Genomic DNA, 24,774 nt, shown 5'->3' on the forward strand with positions numbered 1-24,774 from the left:
ACACGCGTCATGAACACTTATGGTGAGGGTTTTCTTCTGGTCTCATACAAAGCGAGTCCCATGAACGCTTTATAGCTAGTGTTTTCTTCTTGTATCATACAAAACTAGCGTCATGAATACTTCATAGTCTACTTAAACCTAATTCTATAAAAAAAGCCCCAATATATTACTAATTGAGGCTTCACTTTCCAATTATTAATCTTCCAAATTGACTTTAATCATTCTTACTATCTATATAAGGTGTTTTAACCACTTCAGTGATTAAGGAAATAGGACCTGCTGTTTCATCAAACACCGCGATATAAATGCTCAAGTTATACAAAGTGAAGGAATTTAGATCCGTTTCCAGTGGCGATTTAGGGATTGTTAAGAAGGATAGCGAAGACGAAAAAGATGTATAAAGTGATGGTTTAATTATGAATAGAGCTTGCCCCATTCGGCTTAGGGGGCAAGCTCTTCCTAATGCTGGCTTACAAATCCGAAGTTACCGACCACTTTCATTCTACGCAGAAATTTTCCGCTGCGGAAATTGCGCCACAATCTGGCCGTTTTTTACAAATTCTATCATTTTCTCCAGATCTGATAGGATAAACCGATCTTCCCACATTGGTTCAATTGATTGACGAATCCAACGATGGAGAGTTGATGTGCCTATTCCCATCGGCAAATCATGCATTTCGTCCGCAATAAGATCGATGGCTTGCGCTGCAAGGAGCAGTTCAATCGCCAGTACTTGTTGGGCATGTTCGATGATTTGGGTCAGCTTACGAACGGCTCCCATCGCCATACTATTATGATCTTCTTGATTGCCTTTTGCAGGGATTGAATTTACACTTGCTGGCGTTGCTAATAGCCTCATCTCGCCGATGATTGCCGTAGCGTTCGCATGAACAAGTGCAAACCCAGTATTTAACCCGGCATTTGCAACTAAATTTGCCGGTAAACCATAGCTCATAGCTGGATCGAGCAGACGAGCGGATCTTCGCTCAGATATAACAGCTAAATCTGTAATGATAATCCCCATAAAGTCCAGCGCATATGAAAGATGTGCCCCATGATAATTTCCACCGCTTATACTTTCAAAATTCACGCCATTATGGAAAATTAACGGATTATCCTTCGCGGCATTCATTTCTTTATCTAAAATAGATTGGATATATTGCAACACATCTTTAATTGCTCCATGGACTTGGGCCGTAGATCGTATGCTCACTGCATCCTGGACACGAGGCGAGAATTCACCTAATCGTTTTCTTCCCTCATCCGTTGTCCAATGGCTCCCTTCTAATAATTCCCTCAACACTCGTGCTGTTTCCTGCTCTGCTTGAAGATTGTTCGCTTCGTGGATCCGGGGATCAAGTGCATTCAATTCCCCTCTACTTGCCTCGATATTTAAGGCCGCAGCCATATCAGCAACTTTACAAAGCTGCTGAACTTGATAATAAGTATAGATTGCTGCAGCAAGCACCATCGTACTGCCGTCAATTAAAGCCAATGCTTCTTTTGATGCCATTTCAAAGCGGACGGGAGATATTTGTGCCTTAGCCAAAATATCAGCGATTTTCCCCTCTTCCCCCTGGATACGAGCCCTTCCTTCCGGGGCCCCAATGATACATAAACCGATATGCGCCATTGCCTGTAAATCGCCGACCCCTAATGAGCCGATTTGAGGTACACACGGATAGATACCTTTATTTAACAACTGCAGAATTCGCTCAATAAATTCAACTCTTACCCCGGAATTACCACGGGCAAGTACATTTACTCGCAATAACATAGCAAGGCGAACGACTGGATCTGGAAAATTTGGACCAAGCCCCACAGCATGTGAAAGTAAGATCTTTCGCTGAAATTCATTTTGATTACATTCATCAACGACAAAATTCTTTAATTTACCTAAACCAGTTGTCACACCATAAATCACTTTTTTCTCATCAACCAACCATTGATCTACGGCAGAACGGAACAGTTTTACTCGATCTTTTGCTTGAGCTGACAAGGAAACTTGCAGTTTCGGATTTTCAATATATTCAACAATCTTATTATATGATAATGATTGCCCGTCTATTATAAGCTCCCCAGTTTGACTAGACACATGTTTCACCCCCACTTGTGAAATAGTTATAATAAGCGCTCTAGCTAGAGTAGTAGAAAATTAGAAATGGACTATATACTACGATCAAATTCAAGTAGCGCTCTTGCCATTGCCTCGATTCAACGTGCAACATCAACATAATCTGTCCATTCCTCCGGGCAGTGACTTCTGCCATCACGGCTAGGAACAAAAATCATGCCCACTTGAGCAATGTTTGCCAGTTGATTCGCATCATGGCCCGCACCGCTTGGTAAATACATTGTACTTCCAGCAGCGGCACATGCTTTACTAATCTTGTCCTGAATTTCAGGAAGAACACGAATCGCTTCAGACTTTGATAAATTATCTAAACTAATTTCTAGAGACCGATATGCGGCGATATGATTAGAAAAACGAGAGAATTTATCGATGATTGTCTCGATAATTCCCGCGTCAAGCGAGCGAACTTCCAATTCAAATGTGACGCGTCCAGGAACAACATTCGCTCCATTCGGTTCATTCATTAATTTTCCCACTGTGCCAACCACCGGGTCCGCATATGTCGCTTTGCATAAATTCTCCAGTTCTAACACGAGTTGTGATGCGCCTGTTAATGCATCGAATCGCATATTCATCGGGGTTGTGCCCGCATGGTTAGGTTTTCCTTCAACGATAACTCGATAACGATGGATGCCAACAATCCCGGTCACAACTCCAAGCTGCTTATTCGATTGTTCTAAAACGGGGCCTTGTTCGATGTGGAGCTCCAAATACAAGCTGACATCCCCTTGTTTTCGAGTGAACTCAGCGATTCGATTGGGCGCTCCCCCCATCATTTGAATCCCATCTTTCAACTTTAGCCCTGATTGATCCGTCCGTTCCATCATCTCGGGTGATAAATGACCAACCATTGCTCGGCTTCCAATAGTCGATATTCCGAACTCACTTGGTTCTTCCGCTGTGAAATCAACAATTTCAAGTGGATGGCGCAGTCTAGTTCCCGTTTCCTGCAAGCGGCGAGCAATTTCCAGTCCAGCAACAACACCAATGATCCCATCAAACCGGCCTCCGCCAGTGACGGTATCCGTATGAGATCCGATCATGATTGGCTTACAATGGTCATCCGTACCAGCCATTGTTCCAATCAGATTAGCACCAGCATCTGTTTTGACATCCAGCCCACATGCTTCCATTTGCTCTTTTAACCATGCACGGCTTTGCTTATACCATGGTGTAAACGGCCTTCGTGTCCAGCCAGGTTTCGTTTTATCAACCATTTCTGCCAACGTTAATATGTCCCGTTGAATACGATCTCGATTAGGATGCAGGTGAAATGAATTGCTCATGCTTCACAACCCCTTATGCACTGCTTTGACAAACTGACCATCGCCTGCTTTTCCTACTACTTCTCCGTGCTCGTTATATACCTTCTGTCCGCGAACAAATGTGTTCACTATTTTTCCGTATACTTTACGGTTGTGATACGGACTCCAGTTTGCGCTGGAATGTAAAGTTTTTTCATCCAAGGTATACGACTGCTGTGGATCCAAAATGACGATATCAGCGTCCATTCCAACTTCGATGCGACCTTTGCAATGGTCTAATCCGAAAGTTGCTGCTGGATTTTCTGAAAGTACACGTACGAGATCTAATATCGTTATTTTCCCCGATGCAACTCCTTCGCTGTACATGATCGGCAATAATGTTTCAACACCTGGCGCACCTGATGCGTTTTGAAAAATATCACTGCTTGCTTTTCGGTCTAACGTCCAAGGAGCATGGTCTGATGTAACCATATCGATTCTGCCAGATGCAATGAGATCCCATAGATCGCTTACATCTTGTTTCGTGCGCAGCGGTGGGTTGATTTTCCCTCTAGCACCAAGCTCCAACAGATCTTCTTCGTTAAAAGTTAAGTAATGTGAGCATGTTTCTGCTGTGATTTTTGCACCTTGTGAGCGATAAAAGTCAACGAAATCAAAGACCCGTTTAAAAGTGCTATGATATAAGTGCAGCTTTACTCCTGTATAATACGCCAACTCCATCGCTGTTAAACCTGCAACGGATTCCGCCACTTTCGGTCGGCTATAACCATGCGCACGAGGATCCGCCATACCTTGATCTGCAAATTTACGTAAATATCTCCTGACAATATCATCATTTTCCGCATGAACCCCGACGGGAAGTCCAGTTTTCGCTATGACATCAAAAGCATCCAATAATTGTCCTTCATCAATACGGGGAAACCGGAAAGAATCTGTATTAAACATTGATACTTTAAAGCCACAGGCACCTGCTTGAGCCAGTTTTGTAATTTCATCCAAACCATCTTCTTTAGGAATCGTTGCCAATAAGGCCGTATCAACAACTGCCTCTTCTTCTAACCTAGCCGCTTTTTCCAAAAAAAGCTGTTCAGTGCAAACAATTCCTGTTGCATCATATGGCATTTCAATCATCGTTGTTACGCCACCGGCAGCAGCCGATTTGCCTGCATTCGTAAAACCTTCCGCAAGCGAGCTAAAGCAATGAACATGCGCATCAATCGCACCCGGGAGAATATAACTTCCCGATGCATCAATCGTTTCTTTGCCAAACAGTTTTGTATTATCTTTAGAAACGTGGCTTATTTTCCCATCTTTAATTGCTATAGTCGACTCATAATCGATACGGTCTGGTAAAACAACGTTACCCTTAATCAACAGATCGAATTCCGTATGTAACATGGTCAATTACCTTCCTCCCCCTTATATAAAGATGCAGTAGAAACGCAAGCTAGCTGCCTCGAGATTTCTTCTGCTGAGGACACGACAGTATTCACAAATAATTCACTGTTTTCTTTCGTCCATCGATCTGTTGGTCCAGCGACTGTCAGTGAAGCAATGACACGTTTGTCTTTATCATATATAGGAACTGCTAAACCAAATATATTTGTATCCACTTCCGCGAACGTCAGGCAATAGCCTTGCGATCTAATTTCCTCTATTTCTGACTGAATGTTTTGTCGTAGATTTTCGTCTGAGATTGTTTGGACTAATTGCGAGATTGTTTGTTTTTTTTCAAATGCTAAAATCGCTTTGCCTGAAGCCCCACGGTAGAGCGGTAAAATTTTTCCTATTTCAACAGACAACCTAAGGATTTGACGTGTTTCTATACTTTGCACACAGATCACCTCTGTTGCTGACCTCACACAAAGCAAGGACGTCTCATTTACTTTATCCGTTAACATTTCCATGATCGGTCGAGCAATCGTAATTAATTCCCGATCCATTTGTTGCTGTAAACTTCTTGCCAAATCAAGTATGCGCACACCTAACCTGATTTGTCCGACTGATTTCCTTTCGACCATTCCATAATTCTCTAATGTTTTGATTAGTCGATAAGCGGTGCTCTCTGGAATGGCGACTTTCTCCGCGATTTCACTCACAGTCAAGTTCGTCTCCACTTCGGCTAAAGAAAAAATAATATCTAATGCTCTTTCGATCGTTTGATTTTTGTTTATATTCACCGCTTTATCCCTCGCTTGCTGATAATCAATATGTTCTACTACTTCGATACGAGTTCACCTCTTACTTTTAAGGCAGAGCGTTTCTCTAAACTTAATAATAACTGGTTAGCTGCGATCGCAAGCAGGGATACAAAAATGGTACCCCAGATCATTTTAGGAGTATGATTTTGATAAAGTCCTTCAAATAAAATAACTCCGAGTCCACCAGCGTTGATCCATGCGGCAATCGTGGCGATCCCAATGGTCGAAATGGTGGCGATTCGGATGCCGCCTAAAATCACCGGTAAAGCGAGTGGAAATTCAATTTTCCAAAACAATCGAAGTGAGGCAAGTCCCATTCCTTTGCCCGCTTCAATAATCGCTGGATCGATGGATTGAAATCCAACCATGACATTGCGGACGAGTATGAGTTGACAGTAGGCAATGAGGGCAATAATTGCCGGTTTTAAGCCCAATCCAACAATTGGAATTAAGAAGGCGAACATTGCTAAACTAGGAATCGAATATAAGATGCCGAGAATCGACAAAACCGGCACTGAAAGCCACTTTTTTCGGGATAATAATATTCCTACTGGTAGAGCAATCAGCAAGGCGATGCTTAGTGAAATAACAGTAAGCATAAGATGTTGAAAAAATAACATCAATATACGATCATATTGATTGATTAAATAGTCAAACATAGTTTTTTCCCACCTTTGCGTTATAGAGCGGCTTTTGAGCGATTACTTCCCGCAATATAACCTTTAAGCTCAGCCAATGTGATTCGTCCAATCGGTGTCTGATCCTCCGCTGTCACAATGACTGAATCGCTTTGTGCCTGTAAAATATGTGAGAGAACCTTTTTCAAATTCTCAGCCTGATCCACCTTTACTTCTTGAGGGTCGATCGTATCAGTAAGTGGCACCATCACATGATCAGCTCTCATTAGACTGAGATGTTGCACGACATCCTCTGAATGAACAAGCTCACTAACAAAAGAATTTGCTGGATTCGTAATGATGTTTAAGGGTGTGTCATATTGTTGAATGACTCCTTCGTTCATAATCACAATTTTATCCCCTAATTTCAGCGCCTCATCAATATCATGTGTAACAAACAATATGGTCTTATTTAGTTTGCGTTGAATGTGAATCATTTCATCTTGCAATGTGCTTCGAGTAATCGCATCGATCGCCCCAAATGGTTCGTCCATTAACATAATCGACGGATTGCCAGCCAAAGCCCTAGCCAGTCCAACACGCTGCTGCTGTCCACCAGATAATTGCCGCGGATATCTGTTACGATAATCCTCAGGTGGCAACTCAATCAACTCTAGTAAAAAATCAATTCGTTCATTGATTTTTTTCGCATCCCAGCCTAATTCCTTTGGAACAGTCGCAATATTTTCAGCGATTGTCATATGCGGAAATAAGCCAATTTGTTGGATGACATAGCCAATATTGCGCCGCAGTTCAGTGACAGGTATGTCCATAATGTCCTTACCATGCACAAAAATCTTCCCAGATGTCATATCATGAATCCGATTTACCATTTTCAACAATGTTGTCTTTCCACAGCCAGATGCACCCAGGATCGTGACAAAGCTACCTTCTTCAATCGTGAGGTTTGTTTCATACACGGACGGTTTTGCCGCATTAGGAAACTGTTTGATCACTTGTTCAAAAACAATGGCATTCTTCGTCAAACCTCTCACCCTCAATTCTACATCTATAAAGTAAAGATTCATTCAGCGAGAACTTCCGCATTCCCGCTGAATATAAGATTATTTAATCAAACCTTCATTTTGTAAAAATTCTTTTGCTACATCCGCATATTCACGCTGATTAATGTCCACTTCCGCATTCAATTTCTGCATCGTGCTATCATCTAGTTTCGCTGAGATATCATCTAAGATTTTCCTGATTTTATCATCCTTATCTAATGTATCCTGGCGAATGACTGGAGCAACAAAATATGGTGGCCATAAATGTTTATCATCTTCCAACAAAACTAGATCTGGATTCGTTAAATCACCATCTGTTCCAAACGCAACTGTCCCTTGTACTTCATCTTCTAATACAGCACGATATTTGACTCCATAGTCATAAAGCTTTAGACTTTTAAAATTAAAATCCCCGTATACCCGATTCATTCCAAGCAGTCCGTCTTCGCGTTCTTCAAACTCAGGAACTGCCGCAAAATCGATGTGTTCTGCATTTGCTTGAAGGTCTGATAGAGTCTTAATTCCATATTCATCCGATGCTTTTTTCGATACAGCGATTGCTTGTGTGTTATTCGCATTTGAAGGAGTTAACCAAACAAGATCAAATTCCTTCTTATAAAAATCAGCAACCATATCATACACTTGTTGTGGATCAGAGAGTGGCTCTTCCTCCATAATATTAAGGAGCCCAGTACCTGTATATTCAGGATACACGTCAATATCACCCTTCTTTAGTGCCTCATGAGCAACAAGTGTTCCACCAAGATTCAATTTTCGGTCTACTTTAAATCCTGCATCTTCCAATGCTAATGCGTACATTTCACCTAAAATGAGCGATTCCGTAAAGTTTTTCGAACCTACCTTTATTTTCGAAGAACCACTGCAAGCACTAAGTGCCAAAGAAAATACAAGTACAATTGCTAGAACAATCCATGATTTTTTTTTCATGATAAACCTCCTCTAAAATAGTTTTCTTCCCTATGAATCTCTTTGATACCTCGTTGTCATACGCTCAATCACTGAAAAAATAACCTCTGAAAATATCGTTAATAACGCAATCGGGATGGCACCGACGAGCAACACTTCAAATTTATACATGCTTAATCCATTAATAATAAATGTTCCTAACCCACCGCCTCCAATAAACGCCGCAAGCGATGCACTAGCAAGAACCTCCACGCTCGATGTTTTCGCACCAGCAATCACGAGGGGCATCGCTAGCGGGAACTCAATTTTCCTTAACACCGCCTTTTCGCTCATTCCCATCCCAGTAGCAGATTCGAGAATCGCAGGATCAATTCCGCGAAACCCCATAAATGTATTAATAAGGATCGGAGGACAGGCTAACACTGTCAATGCGATAAGAGCCGGTAAAAATCCAGTTCCAATCAGTGGCAGCATAATAACAAGGATAGCCAGACTCGGAATAACCCGAATGGAATTGACCGTATTCATAATCGTTGCTGCAACTTTTGGATTTTTTGCGCACCATATCCCAAGTGGAACACAGAGAAGTAAACCAAGAATGAGCGCCGAAAAACTTAAGGTTAAATGAACTTGCAGCTCCTCTAAAAATCGATTATGGTTTTTTATTAAATATTCGTATGCTTTCAAAATCAGTTCCACCAGTATCCTCCTTTCCACTTTGTACTAATGCTTTTATTCCTCTAATGCATAATCAGCAATCTGAATACCTAGAGCAGCCTCGACATCAGGATAAACGGATGCATCGCGTACACTTGAACTAAGTGGAATATGGCTCTTATGAATTCGAAATACTGCAATCTCTACACCTGGATCTAATGCACCAGCACTAAGCGGTTTACCTGTTTCAGTTGAAATGGCCGTAATCACATCAGGATAAGTCGTCAAACGATTACCTTGTGAATCATCTACTGCCATAAATTCGTTCATTACATGCAATGTTAGTGGATTGTTTGGCACATCAACGACTATTTGACCGATATCAAAAGCACCTGAATATTCAACGGATGTGGAAATAACCTTTCCCCGCCCTAAAATCTCTCCGTTCGTCTTATCACAAATCGTTTGGATGACCGCTTCCGCACCATTTGGTTCAGCCTCAATGATCGCCTTGCCAAGATCGATCGCCATTGAAATTCCGCCGACCGCAGCATTCTCTTTTATAAAGCTTGCAGGGAGTGGAAGTCTCGCAGAAGCGATAAATCCGCCTGACATATCAGAAGCAGTGCGTAATATATTTGAAGTTTTGGCCGGTGCTCCTTTTACGACAAGCTCGATATAAGATCCAGTTTCCTTCTTCCCGCCAACAACAACTTGAATTGTTTCAAAATGAGGGTCGGCTGCTACACCCATCTGTCCCATCTTACCTGTTGGATGAGCGCGAATATCTCCTGTTGCATCAACTACTACCAAATCAAGCATTGCTGCTGGTAGCCAGCCGTTGATTGAGCTTGACATTCCATTTTGCGGTGTCATTACACCAACAATTTTTCCTTCATAGTTCTCTATCAGTAACTTGACTGCTTTAATATAATCGATACCCAACATTTGCCAATCTGTTTTTCCAGCTGGTGCACCAATCGCCGTACAAGTAATAATGAGCGCGTCATCCGGAAGTTCATCGACAGACACCAATTTCGGTTGTCCCATCGTAACCGCCGCACCACCAATTTCTAGACCATGATCGACCCATCCACCACCACCTGAAGCATACACAGACCCACCTGCAACCGCCGCTTTCACATCATCCATCGTTAAAACACGCATCTGTTTCTCCTCCTCTTTTATCAATTGATTCTTAGCTTATAATACAATCCGTTGAATTCCTTTTTTATCAATTTCATCGAGCGCCTCTTCATAGCCGGCATCTGCATATCTTAGTACCCCTAAGCTCGTATCATTATCTAACGCATGCTTCAACCGGATATCCGCTTCAACAGTCCCGTCAGCAACAAGTGTAATTCCGGCACTCGTCATATATCCGGAATACCCGCCTCCACCTGAGTGAATTGCTGTTAAATCGGCCATCGATGAGCAGCTTAACATCCCATTCAAAAGTGGCCAATCAGAAATAGCGTCACTTCCGTCTTTCATTCTTTCTGTCATAATATTTGGATGTGTCATCGCTCCTGCATCAAGGTGATCTCGGGAGAATGCTATCGGGCCACTTAATACCCCATCCCGAACCATCTTGTTAACTGCGAGTGCTAACTCTGTTCTTTCACCATGGCCGAACCAGCCGATTCGTGCGGGCAATCCTTGGAAGGGAACGTATTGATTAGCGAGTGAAATCCAATTCGTAACAATTTTATTTTCTTTAAAATGTTCTAATATGTAGTTATCGATCGTGTGAATATCATCCTCATTACCCGTCAAAGCGATCCAACGAAACGGCCCAATCGCCCGGCTGAACAAGGGGCGTAAATAGGCTTCAGTAAAAATATCGATATCAAAGGCATCACTAACGCCATACTGATACGCTTGAGTACGAATGTTATTGCCGTTATCAAACACAATTGAACCACGGCTTTTAAGCGCAAGCATCGACTCAACTTCTCTGGCAATGGATGCACGCGCATCTTGCTCGAGCTTAGCCGGATTTGAATCACGTATACGCTTCACATCTTCCTTGTTATAGCCTGATGGAATATAGCCATACAATAAATCATGTGCTGATGTTTGGTCTGTTACAATATCCGGAGTGATGTTGCGTCTCACAAGCTCTTGATAAATATCCGCTGCATTTCCAACTAGACCCACACTCACACTTTCATTTTTAGAAACAGCTTCTTCAATCCAGCCTAATGCTTCATCCAAATCATGTGTTTTCTTTTGTAAATAACCGTCTTCAATTCTCTTATCGACGCGTGCTTCATCGAATTCTACAACAAGAATGGCCGCACCGACCATGACGCCCGCGAGTGGCTGTGCTCCCCCCATTCCTCCAAGTCCTGCCGTTAAAATAAATTTCCCTGCTAGACTTCCATTGAAATGCTTTTCCGCAATTGCGGCAAAAATTTCATATGTGCCTTGAATCACACCTTGAGAACCTATATATTGCCATGCAGCCGCTGTCAGCCCGCCCCACATAATCAGATCTTTTTCTTGTAAATCATAAAAATTCTCACTCGTTGCCCATTTTCCTACGATATTACAGTTGGCCATAATGACAAGTGGTGCGAAAGCATGTGTTTTCAAAATTCCGATCGGCTTACCGGACTGAATGACTAATGTCTCATCTTCTTCAATATTTTTAAGTGCTTTCACAATTCCGTGGTAAGCATCCCAATTACGGGCAGCTTTACCGAGCGCTGCATATACAACCAACTCTTTCTGGTTTTCCCCATTTTCTAGCACATTCTCTAACATGCGAAGCAAAGCCTCTTGACGCCAACCTTTACAACGAAGTTCTGTGCCCCGAAATGCCGTAATTCTCTCCATAACACCCACCCTTTCTTACATCGTGACAATCGATTATCATATAGTGATAAATAACTATTCATTTTATTCGAATATTAAACAATATTTCGTCAATAGTCAATTGAAAAATTGCCTCCTGTCGCTTTATTTATATAATCCCCATGGAATTAGTTGGTTTATTTCCACTAAGATGGTAACATCTGACCGAAGAAGTGTCAATTAATAGTTTGTTAGTCCCAAAGATTGATATGTATTTGGAAGGCATTTCTTCTAAGAAGAAAACGAAAAGGTTACCGCCAACTTTAACTGGAGCAACCTTTTTTAATGAGTATTAATTTTTAATCTATCTCTAAAGCAAAAGCATAAAATGCGTCTCCATGTGATAAATGCTCAACCTTTTCATCCATCCACCATACTCCAAACGAATAATAATAAACTCCTTTTTCGGCAGGTGCCGAAAAACTATAATCTATAACCTCAATTGCATGTTCCTCGTTCCCATGTATCTGGACCACATAGTATTCGTTTGGTTTAGGATCATACTCCATCACAAATGTAATTTTTTCACCAGGCTTTACTTTTATTGGCTTTTTGCCTTCTAAAAGTTCAATTGGCCCAGCCGTATCAACACAAGTACTTACACCTTTCCCATTCCAGCAATAAGTGCCTAATGTCGTTTCATACATATCATTATTAATTTTAATCAATGCATTTGGCGGCTTCTCTTCTAACATATTCCCTTTAGAACAGCCCAACAGGTTCATACCCATTAGCAGGAATAACAGCAGTAGTTTTCTATTCATTTCCATCCCCCCATAATATTGGACGGAAATAGTTGAACTTTGTTACTCGCTAAACTCTTTTTGCACAAAATAAGCAGAGCTTCTGATTATTTTTCTATGCTAAACTATTGGAAGGTATGTCCATTGTAATATTGGAGGAATTATGAAGAAGTTTAAACGAGTGGCCAAAAGGTTTTCTATATTTGTATTGATTTTATCAGCTTTCATGTTTCTTAATAATAGTTCTCTATTTTCGAAAGCCAGAGAGGAGGCCCCATTGTTATTAGCACATAGAGGAATGGCCCAAACGTTCCCAATGGAAGGAATCACTGGTGAAACATGTACGGCCGAAAGGATTTATGAACCTGAACATCCATTTTTGGAGAATACGATTCCATCAATGGAAGCTGCCTTTAAAGCAGGTGCTGACATCGTTGAATTTGATGTTCAATTAACGAAGGATGGGAAATTTGCTGTTTTCCATGATTGGACTCTTGAATGCCGATCGAATGGAAAAGGTGTTACGAGAGAGCACACAATGGAAGAATTAAAACAATTAGATATAGGCTATGGGTATACATTTGATAACGGGCAAACGTATCCCTTTCGTGGTAAAGGCGTTGGGCTAATGCCAACACTTGATGAAGTGCTAAGCTTTTTTCCGAATCAGTCATTTCTCATACATATAAAAAGTAATGACCCTGAAGAAGGAGTGCAGCTTGCAAAATATCTTTCAGAACTGCCAAAGGAACGCTTAAGTCAACTAACAGTTTATGGGGGTGATCTGCCAATTGAGACATTAAAAGAAGGTCTTCCAAATCTCCGTGTCATGTCAAAAGCTACTCTGAAAAGCTGCATGCTGCCTTATATCGCCGTTGGCTGGACAGGATATGTCCCCTCATCCTGTCATCATACACAAATACATCTTCCAGAGAAATACGCTCCTTGGATATGGGGATGGGCAAATAAGTTTGTAAATCGGATGGAAAAGGTTGATTCTAGAGTCATCGTTGTGGCAGGTGATGGCGGATGGTCGGAAGGTTTTGATAAAGAACAAGATTTAGAACGCCTTCCCAAAAATTATGACGGCGGGATTTGGACTAACAGTATTGAGATAATAGCTCCTATTATTCAATCTAGATAAACTAATCACCTTGTTTATATCCAATTAACTATAATAATTTTTTGAAGGAGTGTTATTCTATGTTTTTTAAGCTCACAAAAGATCAACAACAATTAATGATTGCAGACATTCAATATTTCTTTTCACAAGAGAGGGATGAGGAAATATCAGAATTTGCTGCTGAAAGTGTATTAGAATTCGTTAAGGAATCACTTGCTCCACATTTTTATAATGCTGCTGTTTCAGATGTTAAACACTTAGTCAGCCAGCAATTGTTTTCTCTGGAAGATGAATTATTAACACTAGAACGTCCAATTAGAAAATAATGGGTCACTATAAAAGGGCATCTTCTTATGTAAGAAAATGCCCTGCTTCCTAATGCGTAGATTTTCTCTCTATAGATCAAGCAACCCATTTCTATTTGAATTTGTTAACCTTTTCAATCATGATAACCTTTAAAGGGGAGGTCTAAACATGACTCGAATACAAAAATTAAACGTATTAAACGGACAAGAAATGTACAAATATTTTAAGAAAACACAAAGCCTTCAACAAGAGATAATGGTTCCGTTTAACGAAGCGATGTGTTATGGAAACACATCCGCTAATCTTTTTTCAGATGAATTTGCCGCCATTCGTGCAAAGGCTCATCACGTTACTTCCGTCCAATATCATGAAATCACCCTTAACCCTTTGCAGCCTCTTTTGAGTAAAGACTTTACACAACTAGCATTATGGTTTGGTCCTGATATGTTCTGTCAGATCAATGTCCTTACGATTCTCGCATGGCTCAACGAAACACAATGTATACAAACAATTGACCTTCATCTAATGAATGACAATTATGAGCACTTGGGAAAAATCACACTTGAAGTTAATGGATATTATGCTCTTTACAAACAGGTTTTGATCGATAAAACGATACCTGCCGCTATTTTCCCTGAACCATTAATGAAGGGGATTAAGCTTTACTTGAATTATCAACATGAAGATAGTGACCTTATGCTGTATATTAAAAGTCATTCAAATGTTCCTGAAAAAGAGCTTATGTATAATCTAATGAGGAAATTTCCCGATTATGGGCTAGGTGATATTCAATATATAGAGCTTATAAAAAAGAGTCGAAATTCTGTTTAATTTGTTTATATATAACTTTTAAATTAACTGCCAAAAAACATAGATACTATTGTCATCGCCAAAGTACTTAATCATCATTAAAAAGGCATTGTACAATTACATAATGCCTTTTTGGTATAGGTTTATATAATGAGTTGAATTCGGGTAGTCACAAGTCTTAGAGAATCCAAATGCAGTATAAAACAAATCAGCTTGATCTGTATCAGTATGCAAGACTAAACCTTCATAATAATTCTTAGCCTCTAAGATTATCTTGCTTAATAGAAGTGATCCTACCCCACTTCGTCGAAAATCACTTGCAACATAAAACCTTCTTAATCGACCGATTTTCGGTTTGTTAGAATACGGGTCAATATTAAGCCCGCCGATGGCAATGAGTACGCCTTGTTCATTATATACACCATATAATGATTCACCGTGCTTATTAAAACGATTTGTGCCATCTTGATAATCATTGACCAGCTTTTCTAGAAAACGAAACCCGGCAGCTTTACTTTCTTCAACTAAATGGGAAATTTCTAACGTCTCTAATCCCTCTATTTCTTGAATTTTAAATTCCACCTATGCATCACCTCCATTGGAAAAATTAACTTTTGTACTATTTTGTTTATCTTTCCGGCAGAATTTCCATGTCAACACTGCATTCGTTGAAGTATCATTGTTTAAAATAAAATCTATTTTACAAATTCCTTAACATTGATCCTCCAAATCATATGATCATACCCTTCTCCCCAATAATTCTTTAATAGATATTGTGGCTCCCCGAACTTCTTTTTCCAAATTTTTTGTGCAGTTGTATATCCACTATCTAAACAAAATTCTTCTATGCCCTTATTGAGCAAAGTAAAAAACATCGCATCTAGCAGCCTATTGCCTATCCCTTTCCTTTGAAAGTCAGGGTGAACGAAGACTGTCCCTACCTCCACTAGGTCTTTTAATGCATGATTCGTACAATGATTAATAAGCTCGCTTGCTTGTCCAAATTCGATTGAACCAATAATCCGATCTCTATCTAAAGCAATCAGAAAATATCGTTTCTCCCCATCACTTTCAAAATCAAGATTTAAGTATTTTTTCTTAGCTTCTATTTCATCTTCTATATCTTCTAACATCTCTCCAATACCTTCTTTAGAAAAAGTGTCTGTAATGACTACTCTAAAAAAGTGATTTAGCTCCCTAATATTCTCAGCCGTTGGTCTTCTTATCTCAATATTTAACATTCTGATGCGATCTCCTTTTCAGCTTCTATATCGTTAATGGTTCTATATATGTACTTAACATTCCTTGCACTAATTCTTGTAATCGGACATTTTATCTTATGAAGAATATTTATATATTAGTAGGAAAAGCACTTAAAGCCGCGAATTATCTAACATAGTGCTTTTAAAAAGGAGGTTTTTTCTTGGACCAAATAATTATTCAGCACATGGAAACAGTGCGTAGGATAACGGAGCAAGCGATTATGAGAATACCGGAAGAAGTGGCAAATATTATTCCAGAAGGGTTTAACAACAATATTCGTTGGAACTTTGGACACATTGCATTTGTACAGGAAAAGCTCGTCTTTGGACTTTTAGGCGAAGAGATGAACATTCCGAGCAATTATGAACAGCTTTTTAATGCGGGAACGAGACCGGCAGATTGGAGAGGAACACCTCCATCTTTAATAGAGATTGCTGATGTCTTGAAGGAACAGAAAGCAAGAATTAAAGATTTTATTCAGTATCGTTTGTACGAAACACTGCCAACTCCATTCACAAATCGGGCCGGCATTACATTTTACACAGTGGGAGAGGCATTTTTGTTTAGCTTTTACCATGAAGCTTTACATATCGAAACGATCAAACAATTATATCGAGCGATTTCATCCAAATGAATTTTAACAGGGCAGCTTCTAATTTAAGAAGTGCCCTAATTAGTTATTTCACAATGAATTTCCATAGATAAATAAATTTAAATCATTGTTAACAAAAAAGCCAAAATTACAACTCAAAAAAATACTCCCTAATGGGAATGTTACTATAAAGCATCAAATAAAGAAGCTGAGACGAATCATTTCCTCATTAATACATAGCTTAAAAGATACATAACACTTATGATTCCAAACAAGAGAAATACGCCAGGTGTCAATAGCATGTATAAACTTAGGGGCAAGGACCAAATGAAAGCAATTAACATGAAGAGTTTTTTTGGCTTATAAAAGGAATATATCGCTAAGCAAGCAGGAAGAACCAACATCAGGAAAGTGGTAAACATACTTTCATAGCTAATCTGATTTGAATAAGGATTATAGAAGTTAAAAACAAGCCAAAGAATTATTGAAGCCATCCCTGCAATTAACCCGATAAAAGAGGACTTTTTCTGCATTTCAAACTCCTCTCCTTTCTCACTTCCAATAAGTTTCTTGTATCTTTTTCGATCGCAGGCCTTACAATATAGCGAAAATTAAAATTCCACTGGATTAACTCTCATTTACTCTTATCACTTTAATTGTTCATTAAAAATGGTTATTGAATGAATTTTTTCTTTAAAAAGGCGATTAACAATTTGTTTTGTCACATTTGCATCCCGAAGCTCTTGATCCTTAAAACTCAAAATTCCCGGAAGTGTCATCCATTTACTTTCTACAATCTCTTCCTCTTCAAGCTTCAATATTCCTCCAGTAATCTCACCAATAAAATGAAATAATATCACTTGATGATTGGAGCTGCTTATAAAATTATAGATACCCGTTGTGCCAGTTAATTTCACATCAAGTCCTGTTTCTTCTCTTACCTCTCTACAAGCAGCATTGAGAATATCTTCTCTATTTTCAATACGTCCAGATGGAAAATTCCACTTGTTTATGGCAAATGGTTTATTTTCTTTAATTACCAAAACCTTGTTATCTCTGAATATCGAGACACTTACAACTAAAACAATTTCATTTTGGGTCATTATAATTCTCCTACATACTCTAACTTCCTAGTTTATTTTTATTGCAAAGGTAGGATCCGAAATTTGCAATCCTCTTTCTTGCCATATTACCACAAAAATACAATTTCTTTTGTTCTGATCCATCTTATTGTGTAGAGCGAAAGAACGAATTTATATTATTTATTTGAATTTTGCAACTATTAAACAAAAACTAATGTTTTTTCTTGAAATTATAGGATAGAATGATTATTGGGGTGAATTCACTATATTGGTGGACGAGCCTACAAAATATGATCTTAATCTAGGGAGTTGAGTAGACATGTCATTCAAATTCATACCTTATTTAATGATGGATGGAAACGCAAAAGAAGCAATCGGATTTTATGAGAAGGTATTTAATGCTGAAGTTATGGGGATTCTCACGTTTGGTCAAATGCCTCCTAACCCGGAGTTCCCGTTACCAGAAGAAGCAAAAGATCTAGTCTCACATGCAACGATAAGAGTTGGAGACTCAGACCTTATGTTTTCCGATATTTTCCCTGGCCAACCACATCAAATCGGATCTCAAGTGACCATTTGCATAACTCTTAACAATACAGATCAAGCACACCAAGTTTTTGAATCATTACAAGACGGTGGACAAGTAGGCATGCCTCTACAAAAAACAGATTTCAGCCCAGCTTACGGAGTCGTAACTGATAAGTTCGGTGTTACGTTCCAAATTTACACGGAAAACCAACAATAAATATTACTTTCGAAGTATATCTTCTCCTAAGACATACATAAATAAGGGCTTGGTCGTATTAACGATCAAGCCGTATCATTTAATAGTAAACCTTAATTGTAATTTCTAGCTCCTACCTTCAATAGAATCTTATTTCGAAAGGTAATCATAAGCTGTCAGTGTATGAATCTTAGCTACATTAACCAACTCGCTGAGTTCTATATATTCATCAGGTCCACCAAGGTTATACGGAGTTAGTCCACAAACTACAGTTGGTACTTGTTTATGAATTCTGTAAAGACGTGCATCGGATGCCCCTACTCGCATCGTTATAACTGGAGATGTTCCTGTGATTTGATGAACGTTTTGTGAAGTTAATGAAAAGATCTCATGATCTACATCTGACCAATTAGGTTCATATCTACGAACAATGTTGTAAGAGAGTCCTTCAATAGAATCCACAATTTCTTTGATTTTTTGCTCAACTTGAGGAATGGTTGTTCCGACTGGTAATCGGATGTCACCTTTAGCAGAAGCTTTGTCTGGAATCAGATTTGCGGAGATTCCTCCTTCAATCACACCAAAATTTACGGTTACTGTTTGTAAAACTTCGGTTTCACCACTACCGGAAATTCCTTCTGATACTTCGCTCGCCTCTAGTATAGCTCTGGTTACCTTCTCAACATGATTAACAGGCAGCTTTCTAAGTGTATCGTTTATTTGGGTCATTCCTTCAACAAGTAGATCAATAGCGTTTACACCCTTGTGCACATGAGCTCCATGACCCGGTTTTCCTACGGCATTAAGTTCAAGCCAAAGCAACCCTTTTTCTCCAAAACGCAACACCGTTGGCGAACCTACATCCCCACATATCATCGCATCCCCTGTAGCTTCTGGTACTGTATCGAGTAGGTATTTTGTTCCTTTAACCCCCATTGTCTCCTCGTCTCCCGCAAGAGTCAGCACAACTTCTCCGGACCAATCATTTCTACATTCTGCCAGTAACATGAAGGCAAGCATATAAGATGCGATCCCTCCTTTCATATCTGAGGATCCACGTCCATATAGAAGGCCATCTTTTACTTCCGCACCAAAAGGATCTACAGTCCAAGCAGACTTATCCCCCACTGGGTATGTATCCAAATGACCATTAAATACTAACCGTTTTCCAGGTCCATTCCCTTCAATCTTCGCTACTACATTTACAATTGGTTCTTCTAATGTATGAATAGTAACTTCTGCTCCGTCAATTTTTTGCAAAAATTCAACGGCCATTTGTGCAATCTGACGAGTATCAGAGATTGGCGATTCACTTGGTATTTTTACTAACTTAGAGCAAAGATCGATAAGAAAATCTTCTTTTTGGTCTACTTGTTCAATCAACTTATTCCTTATATCAGTATATAGCATTTTGAATCCTCCCAATAATCATAGTAGCAACCTTAGTTGGCATGTTTACTCTTAATTTCTCTAGACGAAGTTTTAGATTCGAAGAATTCCAATTTACCTTTTTTAAATAAGAACAGCCACACAAGTGAAACTGCATGCAATGCAAAAATAATCCCAAGTGCCACTGAATAACCTGTAGGGTTGTATGCACCTGTACTTGTTGCAGGCCAGAAGTCTATGATGACACCCATCAACCATTGGATAACGAAAGTTAGTAAGAATACGGCTAGATTGTACAGTGTGATGACTCGCCCTGCATATTTTCCATCAAACATGGAAGACAATATTGGATAAGTAAGAAGACAGAATGGACCGAAAATATTTAAGATAATCCAACCAGTTACACCTACTTTTCCTCCCAATAATGCTATGACTCCTATTGATAAAGTAAAGCCAACCATTCCAATGACGCTAACCAAAGCCGGCTTAATTCCAAATTTGCGAAGCCAATCTGCAATGACCCCGTTGGTTAAATATCCAACACAAAGGAAAGCAGTACATGTCAACAGAAGGGTTGGTACAGCACTCGCCTCATACCCTGCTACATCTTTTAGCCATGGGCCAAGCCAAAGTCCATCCAAACCAATATAAGAAGCTTGAACACATGTAGCAATCGGGATAATGCGCCAAAAATTCACACTTTTAGCAACTTGAAAGGTTCCTACTAATTGATTCTTGACAGGTTCATCATTGTGACCTTCTTTATGCCTTTTTGGAACAGCCATAAAAATAAATATTGCGTTAGCAACAGTCAACCCTAAAAGAATCATAAAAACCGCTCGCCAGTCCATAAAATTGAGTGTAAAGTGAACTGGTTGTGTTGCTATCAACCCTCCAAGTCCACCAGCGAAAGTTTGAAAGCTATTAATAAGGGGCAATCTTTCAGCTGGAATCCAATCATTATACGCCTTAAATGCAGCCATTAAACATCCAGAAACGCCTACACCAATAAGAAAACGCCCTATCATTAGGTGCTCAAGGCTTTGAGCATTTGCGAAAAGAAATGCACCAATACCTGCTGACAATAATAAAGTTGATAAAGTGCGTCTAGATCCAAAACGATCAAGCGCAATTCCTAGAGGGATTTGAGTGATGGCAAAAGCAAGAGCATAAGTACTAGTCATGAGCCCTAAGTCAGATGCTTTCAAGTCGAATTCTTCAATGAAATGTGGGGCTAATACCGCATTAACCGTACGAAAAAGAACTGATAAGAGATAAGCTGAAGCAAATGGTATAAATAAACGCAAAATAAGGCTAGGTGTAAGTTTGCCGTTTGATTGATGGATTGTCATATTTTCCCCCCTAAAGTGTTATTATTTTTTTGGACTAACTTGGCCTAAGTACTCAGTTATTTCTAAGCTTTGTTTTTATGCAACTCTTTAATAGATTTAAATAAACAGTCACCTCCAAATGTAAATGCAAACTTTGACAGCTTAAATAATGTTAGCTTTTAATCTACATTCCTATATTAGGAATTATAATTCCTTTATACGAATTGATTATAACACCATTATTTAAAATATTCAATTAATTTTAAATATTTTTTTTAATATCATGGCAATTTTTTCTTACCTAGAAGTCAACTATGATGTGGCTAGCCCCATTGGAGTTACATCTTTAAATGAGTTTTAAAACTGCCTGCAATTTTCCCCATCACGTTGACAAGACAAAAAAAGAAGCGTAGCAATAAGCCAATACGCCTCTTTTACTCTAATTCCGCTTCTCCAGTTTTAAAGAAATATTTCTAGCACATAGCTTTACATCGTTAATGCATTTTTCAAGTTGTTCCTCTTTGAAGTCAGATTCTATACCAACTATACTGATGGATCCAGCGACAATTCCGTTTACATCAAAAACCGGACACGCAATCTCCATGGTACCTTCATATAACTCTCCTCTACTTATGGCATAACCATGTTCTTGAATTTTTACAAGTTCAGCTTTAATCTGATCGATATCAATCAAAGTGTTCTCTGTGTATGCAAGGAGCTCTGAGGTGGCTAATATATGGTTCTGTTCTTGTTCATTAATATACGCTAAGAGTACTCTTGGGCCTGCTGCAGCATAAAGTCGTGCTTTTTTGCCAACCTGTGAATAAATCTTTATCGGATTTAATGATTCAATCTGTTCAATAAATACCGCTTCATTTCCATCTCTAATTGCGAGTTGAACGGTTAACTCGGTCTTATTTCTTAGTTCAATTAAGTCATCTTTCGCTATTTCTCGAATATCCATTTGCTCTGTAATGAGGTTAGCTTTAAGTAGGAATGCCCAGCCAAGTGAAAATTTAGCTTCCTTTAGTGTGCTGTCTCTTTTTACATAACCATATCCTTCAAATGATTTAATCATCCGGAAAGTTGCTGTTTTTGAATATCCAGTCTTCATTGATATTTCATTTAAAGTTAACCATGTATTTTTACTATCAAAGCACTCTAAAATATTTAGTGCCTTTTCAACACTACTAACTGTACTTTCTTGCTTCTTCATACTTTTCCCCCTTATCAAAAGAGTTCTAAATTATTCTACCATTTATTCAATATTATGTATAAATTTTACGCCTCTTCTAACCTTCTTTCTTTTTTAGGCGAATAACTAATTCCCACAAACACGAGCAATATTCCGATAAGCTGGTAAACATCAGGACGGTAACTTAAAATTGTTACATCAAGTAAGATCGCGACAACCGGATCGACAAAGACTAAAATAGCAATGGCTTGAGCCTTTAATTTACGTAAACTATCGAAAAATAAGTAATAGACAAATCCAGTATGAATAAACCCTGTGACAAGGATATAGATCCAGTTTTCATAGGTAAGATGGATAAAGCTTGACCAATCCACTAATGGCATCAATAAGAAGACGCCGAGACTCGTTTGAATGACGGTTGTTAACAGCGGACTGAGCAATTGAATTCTTTTTCCCGTGAGCGATGTAAAAGCGTAGAAGAGTGCTGCCGCAAACCCCCATAAAACACCGGTGGATAGAAATTCTGCAACATTTGTATGTTGATGCATGCCTCCAACTAATAATGTTCCTAAAAGGCAAATAAAGAAAAAGACCAATCCCGTTCCTGTTAATTTTTCTTTGAAAAGAAAAGAGCCTAAGAGAAACACAATAACGGGTGCCAAATGATAGATAGATACGGCTACAGTTATAGGCATGACTTCTAAAGAACGAAAGAAAAAGACCCAATTGATGACTAGGAATATCCCACATAATAAGGTAAGGTAATACTCCCGATGAGGAATGGAAATTTTCCTATCTTGTTTTGTCTTTAGTGTACTAAACCCCCATATTACTCCTAATAGAATACTTGCACTGAGACAACGAATAAAAACTAATTCAATCGATGGAAGACCTGTCTTTTCCGAAAATAAACCGATTGAACCGAATATCGCCATGGAAGTGGCAAATTTTATCTTTGCATACATTTAATTTCTCCTAGGTCGTTTTGTAACATCTATTAATATTGTAATAAAAAAACAGCATGAATGGTCAGCTGTTTTTTCCCATCACTATAATGATAAAAAGGGATAAACCCACAATCTAATTCTACCTAACTATTTGCTCTATTTACAATATGTGTTTCTACATAATATTGAATAGCATGAATTAAACGATCTGTTTCTTCTTGTGTATTATAAGGAGCAAAGCCTGCACGAATCCATCCGCCAGTTTCATTGATTCCTAATTTATCGGCAAGAGTAGATGCGTAAAAATCTCCACTTGCAAGGAAGATGGCATGTTGTTCTGCTAGCCATTTACAAAATTCAACAGGGTCGACTCCCTTGATCGTAAAGGCGACTGTTGGTGTTTTGGCAACGTAATCTGGTGCCTGATATAAAGTGACTTCGGGAATGCTTGCAAGTTCATGACGAAGTCTACGCGCCAATTGATTTTCGTATTCTTCAATTGATAAAAAGGCATTTAGAATTCTTTCCCTGCGATTCGAGCCTGTTCCTAAACTTGCAATAAAGTCAACCAATGCTTCAATGGATGCAATTGCTTCATGGTTTTGGGTACCTGTTTCTAATTTATCGGGAAAATAGGTCGGTGCTGGTTGCAGTTTGTATACTGAGAGACGCTCAAACACTTCTTCTTTAATCACAGCCATTCCAATGTGAGGTCCAAAAAATTTATAAGCAGAACATAATAAAATATCAGCCCCTAATTGATCACGGTCAATCGAAAAGTGTGGAACAGCGTGTACAGCATCCACAGCCACAAGGGCACCAACTTCATGAGCACGCTTGGCAATGTTTGTTAAATCTGTTATAGTTCCGATAACATTTGATGCTAGTGAAACAGCTACAAGCTTTGTATTCTCATCTATAAGCTCATGTAATCGAGATAAATCAAGTGTTAATGTCTCCGTATCTACTGGAATAAAGCGGATTTCTGTGTTTGAATCTTTTGCTGCTGTTGCCCATGAGTCAACATTAGAACGGTGATCAATTTCAGTAACTACAATATTATCTTGGCTAGTCCATGTTTTAGACAAAGCCCGTGAAATGGAGAACATTAAGGAAGTAGAGTTTTGACCGAATGCCACTTCATTTGGTTTCGCACCAACAAGATCTGCAATTGCTTTTCTAGCGTTTTCAATGTGCTGCTCTGTTTCTTTGCTTGTAGGGAATTCTCCATGTAGATTAGCCCCGCCTTTTGACATATAAGAAACCATAGCATCTATAACACTCTCAACCACTTGTGAGCCTCCAGGTCCATCGAAATAGGCAACCTGCTTACCATTATAATAACGGTTTAATGCTGGGAATTGCTGACGGACTTCTTCAATTGGAAACATACAATCTACTCCTTTTTATTATAATTTTCAGATTACATGCTAATTCAACAAAAGGCGACCGAAAACCTCTTAGTACAGCCTCAAAAAGTTTCCACCTGCTATTTTTTCCATCTATTTATCAATATTACCTCTATTAATCAAGCCACCTATCAAC

At 39.1% G+C, this 24,774-nt stretch carries 24 protein-coding genes; 5 read left to right on the plus strand and 19 right to left on the minus strand.

Annotated elements, in window-relative coordinates; all coding sequences use genetic code 11:
* Positions 1–502: 502 nt before the first annotated feature.
* The 11 genes from V7127_RS00795 to V7127_RS00845 form a co-directional block, all read right to left on the minus strand.
* Entirely contained in the window at positions 503–2,095 is a 1,593-nt protein-coding gene (locus V7127_RS00795; RefSeq protein WP_335482886.1) for an HAL/PAL/TAL family ammonia-lyase, read from the minus strand.
* 119 nt (positions 2,096–2,214) lie between these two features.
* On the minus strand, positions 2,215–3,420 hold the full coding sequence (locus V7127_RS00800) for a M20 family metallo-hydrolase (protein ID WP_335482888.1): 1,206 nt from the start codon (positions 3,418–3,420) through the stop codon (positions 2,215–2,217).
* Between the two features lie 3 nt (positions 3,421–3,423).
* On the minus strand, positions 3,424–4,797 hold the full coding sequence (locus V7127_RS00805; protein ID WP_335482922.1) for a dihydroorotase: 1,374 nt from the start codon (positions 4,795–4,797) through the stop codon (positions 3,424–3,426).
* Between the two features lie 2 nt (positions 4,798–4,799).
* Entirely contained in the window at positions 4,800–5,579 is a 780-nt protein-coding gene (locus tag V7127_RS00810; RefSeq protein WP_335482890.1) for an IclR family transcriptional regulator, read from the minus strand.
* Between the two features lie 38 nt (positions 5,580–5,617).
* On the minus strand, positions 5,618–6,259 hold the full coding sequence (locus V7127_RS00815; RefSeq protein ID WP_335344616.1) for an ABC transporter permease: 642 nt from the start codon (positions 6,257–6,259) through the stop codon (positions 5,618–5,620).
* A gap of 20 nt (positions 6,260–6,279) precedes the next feature.
* Entirely contained in the window at positions 6,280–7,263 is a 984-nt protein-coding gene (locus V7127_RS00820) for an ABC transporter ATP-binding protein (protein WP_335482892.1), read from the minus strand.
* Positions 7,264–7,341: 78 nt separating this feature from the next.
* The gene (locus V7127_RS00825) at positions 7,342–8,229 is read right to left on the minus strand and encodes an ABC transporter substrate-binding protein (protein WP_335482894.1); all 888 of its coding nucleotides are present in this window, start codon (positions 8,227–8,229) and stop codon (positions 7,342–7,344) included.
* Positions 8,230–8,259: 30 nt separating this feature from the next.
* Positions 8,260–8,907, minus strand: a complete 648-nt coding sequence (locus tag V7127_RS00830) for an ABC transporter permease (protein WP_335344619.1) — start codon at positions 8,905–8,907, stop codon at positions 8,260–8,262.
* Between the two features lie 33 nt (positions 8,908–8,940).
* Positions 8,941–10,032: a DUF917 domain-containing protein gene (locus V7127_RS00835; RefSeq protein ID WP_335482896.1), complete on the minus strand. Its 1,092-nt coding sequence runs from the start codon at positions 10,030–10,032 to the stop codon at positions 8,941–8,943.
* 36 nt (positions 10,033–10,068) lie between these two features.
* Positions 10,069–11,706, minus strand: a complete 1,638-nt coding sequence (locus V7127_RS00840; protein WP_335482898.1) for a urocanate hydratase — start codon at positions 11,704–11,706, stop codon at positions 10,069–10,071.
* A 317-nt stretch (positions 11,707–12,023) separates the two neighbouring features.
* Positions 12,024–12,488: a hypothetical protein gene (locus tag V7127_RS00845; protein ID WP_335482900.1), complete on the minus strand. Its 465-nt coding sequence runs from the start codon at positions 12,486–12,488 to the stop codon at positions 12,024–12,026.
* Between the two features lie 142 nt (positions 12,489–12,630).
* On the opposite strand from V7127_RS00845, the gene V7127_RS00850 reads away from it, so the two are divergent.
* The 3 genes from V7127_RS00850 to V7127_RS00860 all read left to right on the plus strand — a co-directional run bounded on the left by V7127_RS00850 (position 12,631) and on the right by V7127_RS00860 (position 14,727).
* Positions 12,631–13,611, plus strand: a complete 981-nt coding sequence (locus V7127_RS00850; protein WP_335482902.1) for a glycerophosphodiester phosphodiesterase family protein — start codon at positions 12,631–12,633, stop codon at positions 13,609–13,611.
* Between the two features lie 59 nt (positions 13,612–13,670).
* Positions 13,671–13,916 carry a DUF2164 domain-containing protein gene (locus tag V7127_RS00855; protein WP_335482904.1) on the plus strand — a complete coding sequence of 82 codons (246 nt, stop codon included), beginning with the start codon at positions 13,671–13,673 and terminating at the stop codon, positions 13,914–13,916.
* A 148-nt stretch (positions 13,917–14,064) separates the two neighbouring features.
* A complete protein-coding gene (locus V7127_RS00860; RefSeq protein WP_335482906.1) occupies positions 14,065–14,727 on the plus strand; it encodes an AraC family transcriptional regulator in 663 nt (220 codons plus the stop codon).
* A gap of 96 nt (positions 14,728–14,823) precedes the next feature.
* Here the strand turns inward: V7127_RS00860 and V7127_RS00865 are convergent, their stop codons facing one another.
* Positions 14,824–15,288, minus strand: a complete 465-nt coding sequence (locus V7127_RS00865) for a GNAT family N-acetyltransferase (protein WP_335482908.1) — start codon at positions 15,286–15,288, stop codon at positions 14,824–14,826.
* 113 nt (positions 15,289–15,401) lie between these two features.
* The gene (locus V7127_RS00870) at positions 15,402–15,947 is read right to left on the minus strand and encodes a GNAT family N-acetyltransferase (RefSeq protein WP_335482910.1); all 546 of its coding nucleotides are present in this window, start codon (positions 15,945–15,947) and stop codon (positions 15,402–15,404) included.
* 182 nt (positions 15,948–16,129) lie between these two features.
* Here V7127_RS00870 and V7127_RS00875 point away from each other — a divergent pair, with 182 nt between their 5' ends.
* Positions 16,130–16,603: a DinB family protein gene (locus V7127_RS00875; RefSeq protein ID WP_335482912.1), complete on the plus strand. Its 474-nt coding sequence runs from the start codon at positions 16,130–16,132 to the stop codon at positions 16,601–16,603.
* Positions 16,604–17,208: 605 nt separating this feature from the next.
* Here V7127_RS00875 and V7127_RS00880 read toward each other — a convergent pair.
* On the minus strand, positions 17,209–17,664 hold the full coding sequence (locus V7127_RS00880; protein WP_335482914.1) for an NUDIX hydrolase: 456 nt from the start codon (positions 17,662–17,664) through the stop codon (positions 17,209–17,211).
* A 298-nt stretch (positions 17,665–17,962) separates the two neighbouring features.
* Here V7127_RS00880 and V7127_RS00885 point away from each other — a divergent pair, with 298 nt between their 5' ends.
* Complete coding sequence (locus tag V7127_RS00885) at positions 17,963–18,388, plus strand: VOC family protein (protein ID WP_335353995.1); 426 nt, start codon at positions 17,963–17,965, stop codon at positions 18,386–18,388.
* Between the two features lie 129 nt (positions 18,389–18,517).
* Here the strand turns inward: V7127_RS00885 and V7127_RS00890 are convergent, their stop codons facing one another.
* The 5 genes from V7127_RS00890 to V7127_RS00910 all read right to left on the minus strand — a co-directional run bounded on the left by V7127_RS00890 (position 18,518) and on the right by V7127_RS00910 (position 24,620).
* Positions 18,518–19,777, minus strand: coding sequence for a M20/M25/M40 family metallo-hydrolase (locus V7127_RS00890; protein WP_335353996.1), 1,260 nt, complete (start codon positions 19,775–19,777; stop codon positions 18,518–18,520).
* A 32-nt stretch (positions 19,778–19,809) separates the two neighbouring features.
* Positions 19,810–21,108, minus strand: a complete 1,299-nt coding sequence (locus V7127_RS00895) for an MFS transporter (protein ID WP_335353997.1) — start codon at positions 21,106–21,108, stop codon at positions 19,810–19,812.
* A 418-nt stretch (positions 21,109–21,526) separates the two neighbouring features.
* Positions 21,527–22,303, minus strand: a complete 777-nt coding sequence (locus V7127_RS00900) for an IclR family transcriptional regulator (protein WP_335353998.1) — start codon at positions 22,301–22,303, stop codon at positions 21,527–21,529.
* 65 nt (positions 22,304–22,368) lie between these two features.
* Positions 22,369–23,247: a DMT family transporter gene (locus tag V7127_RS00905; RefSeq protein ID WP_335353999.1), complete on the minus strand. Its 879-nt coding sequence runs from the start codon at positions 23,245–23,247 to the stop codon at positions 22,369–22,371.
* 125 nt (positions 23,248–23,372) lie between these two features.
* A complete protein-coding gene (locus tag V7127_RS00910; RefSeq protein ID WP_335354000.1) occupies positions 23,373–24,620 on the minus strand; it encodes a cysteine desulfurase-like protein in 1,248 nt (415 codons plus the stop codon).
* Positions 24,621–24,774: the final 154 nt, after the last annotated feature.

The organism is Bacillus sp. JJ1773 (assembly GCF_036962035.1).
Classification (GTDB): domain Bacteria; phylum Bacillota; class Bacilli; order Bacillales; family Cytobacillaceae; genus Cytobacillus.

What these genes read in the sequence shown, in the direction of transcription:
- V7127_RS00855 (WP_335482904.1), top strand. Translation starts at nt 13,671, where the DNA reads ATGTTTTTTAAGCTCACAAAAGATCAACAACAATTAATGATTGCAGAC.
- V7127_RS00870 (WP_335482910.1), bottom strand. Translation starts at nt 15,947, where the DNA reads ATGTTAAATATTGAGATAAGAAGACCAACGGCTGAGAATATTAGGGAG.
- V7127_RS00880 (WP_335482914.1), bottom strand. Translation starts at nt 17,664, where the DNA reads ATGACCCAAAATGAAATTGTTTTAGTTGTAAGTGTCTCGATATTCAGA.
- V7127_RS00905 (WP_335353999.1), bottom strand. Translation starts at nt 23,247, where the DNA reads ATGTATGCAAAGATAAAATTTGCCACTTCCATGGCGATATTCGGTTCA.
- V7127_RS00815 (WP_335344616.1), bottom strand. Translation starts at nt 6,259, where the DNA reads ATGTTTGACTATTTAATCAATCAATATGATCGTATATTGATGTTATTT.
- V7127_RS00860 (WP_335482906.1), top strand. Translation starts at nt 14,065, where the DNA reads ATGACTCGAATACAAAAATTAAACGTATTAAACGGACAAGAAATGTAC.
- V7127_RS00850 (WP_335482902.1), top strand. Translation starts at nt 12,631, where the DNA reads ATGAAGAAGTTTAAACGAGTGGCCAAAAGGTTTTCTATATTTGTATTG.
- V7127_RS00900 (WP_335353998.1), bottom strand. Translation starts at nt 22,303, where the DNA reads ATGAAGAAGCAAGAAAGTACAGTTAGTAGTGTTGAAAAGGCACTAAAT.
- V7127_RS00845 (WP_335482900.1), bottom strand. Translation starts at nt 12,488, where the DNA reads ATGAATAGAAAACTACTGCTGTTATTCCTGCTAATGGGTATGAACCTG.
- V7127_RS00840 (WP_335482898.1), bottom strand. Translation starts at nt 11,706, where the DNA reads ATGGAGAGAATTACGGCATTTCGGGGCACAGAACTTCGTTGTAAAGGT.
- V7127_RS00885 (WP_335353995.1), top strand. Translation starts at nt 17,963, where the DNA reads ATGTCATTCAAATTCATACCTTATTTAATGATGGATGGAAACGCAAAA.
- V7127_RS00890 (WP_335353996.1), bottom strand. Translation starts at nt 19,777, where the DNA reads ATGCTATATACTGATATAAGGAATAAGTTGATTGAACAAGTAGACCAA.
- V7127_RS00825 (WP_335482894.1), bottom strand. Translation starts at nt 8,229, where the DNA reads ATGAAAAAAAAATCATGGATTGTTCTAGCAATTGTACTTGTATTTTCT.
- V7127_RS00835 (WP_335482896.1), bottom strand. Translation starts at nt 10,032, where the DNA reads ATGCGTGTTTTAACGATGGATGATGTGAAAGCGGCGGTTGCAGGTGGG.
- V7127_RS00895 (WP_335353997.1), bottom strand. Translation starts at nt 21,108, where the DNA reads ATGACAATCCATCAATCAAACGGCAAACTTACACCTAGCCTTATTTTG.
- V7127_RS00800 (WP_335482888.1), bottom strand. Translation starts at nt 3,420, where the DNA reads ATGAGCAATTCATTTCACCTGCATCCTAATCGAGATCGTATTCAACGG.
- V7127_RS00910 (WP_335354000.1), bottom strand. Translation starts at nt 24,620, where the DNA reads ATGTTTCCAATTGAAGAAGTCCGTCAGCAATTCCCAGCATTAAACCGT.
- V7127_RS00805 (WP_335482922.1), bottom strand. Translation starts at nt 4,797, where the DNA reads ATGTTACATACGGAATTCGATCTGTTGATTAAGGGTAACGTTGTTTTA.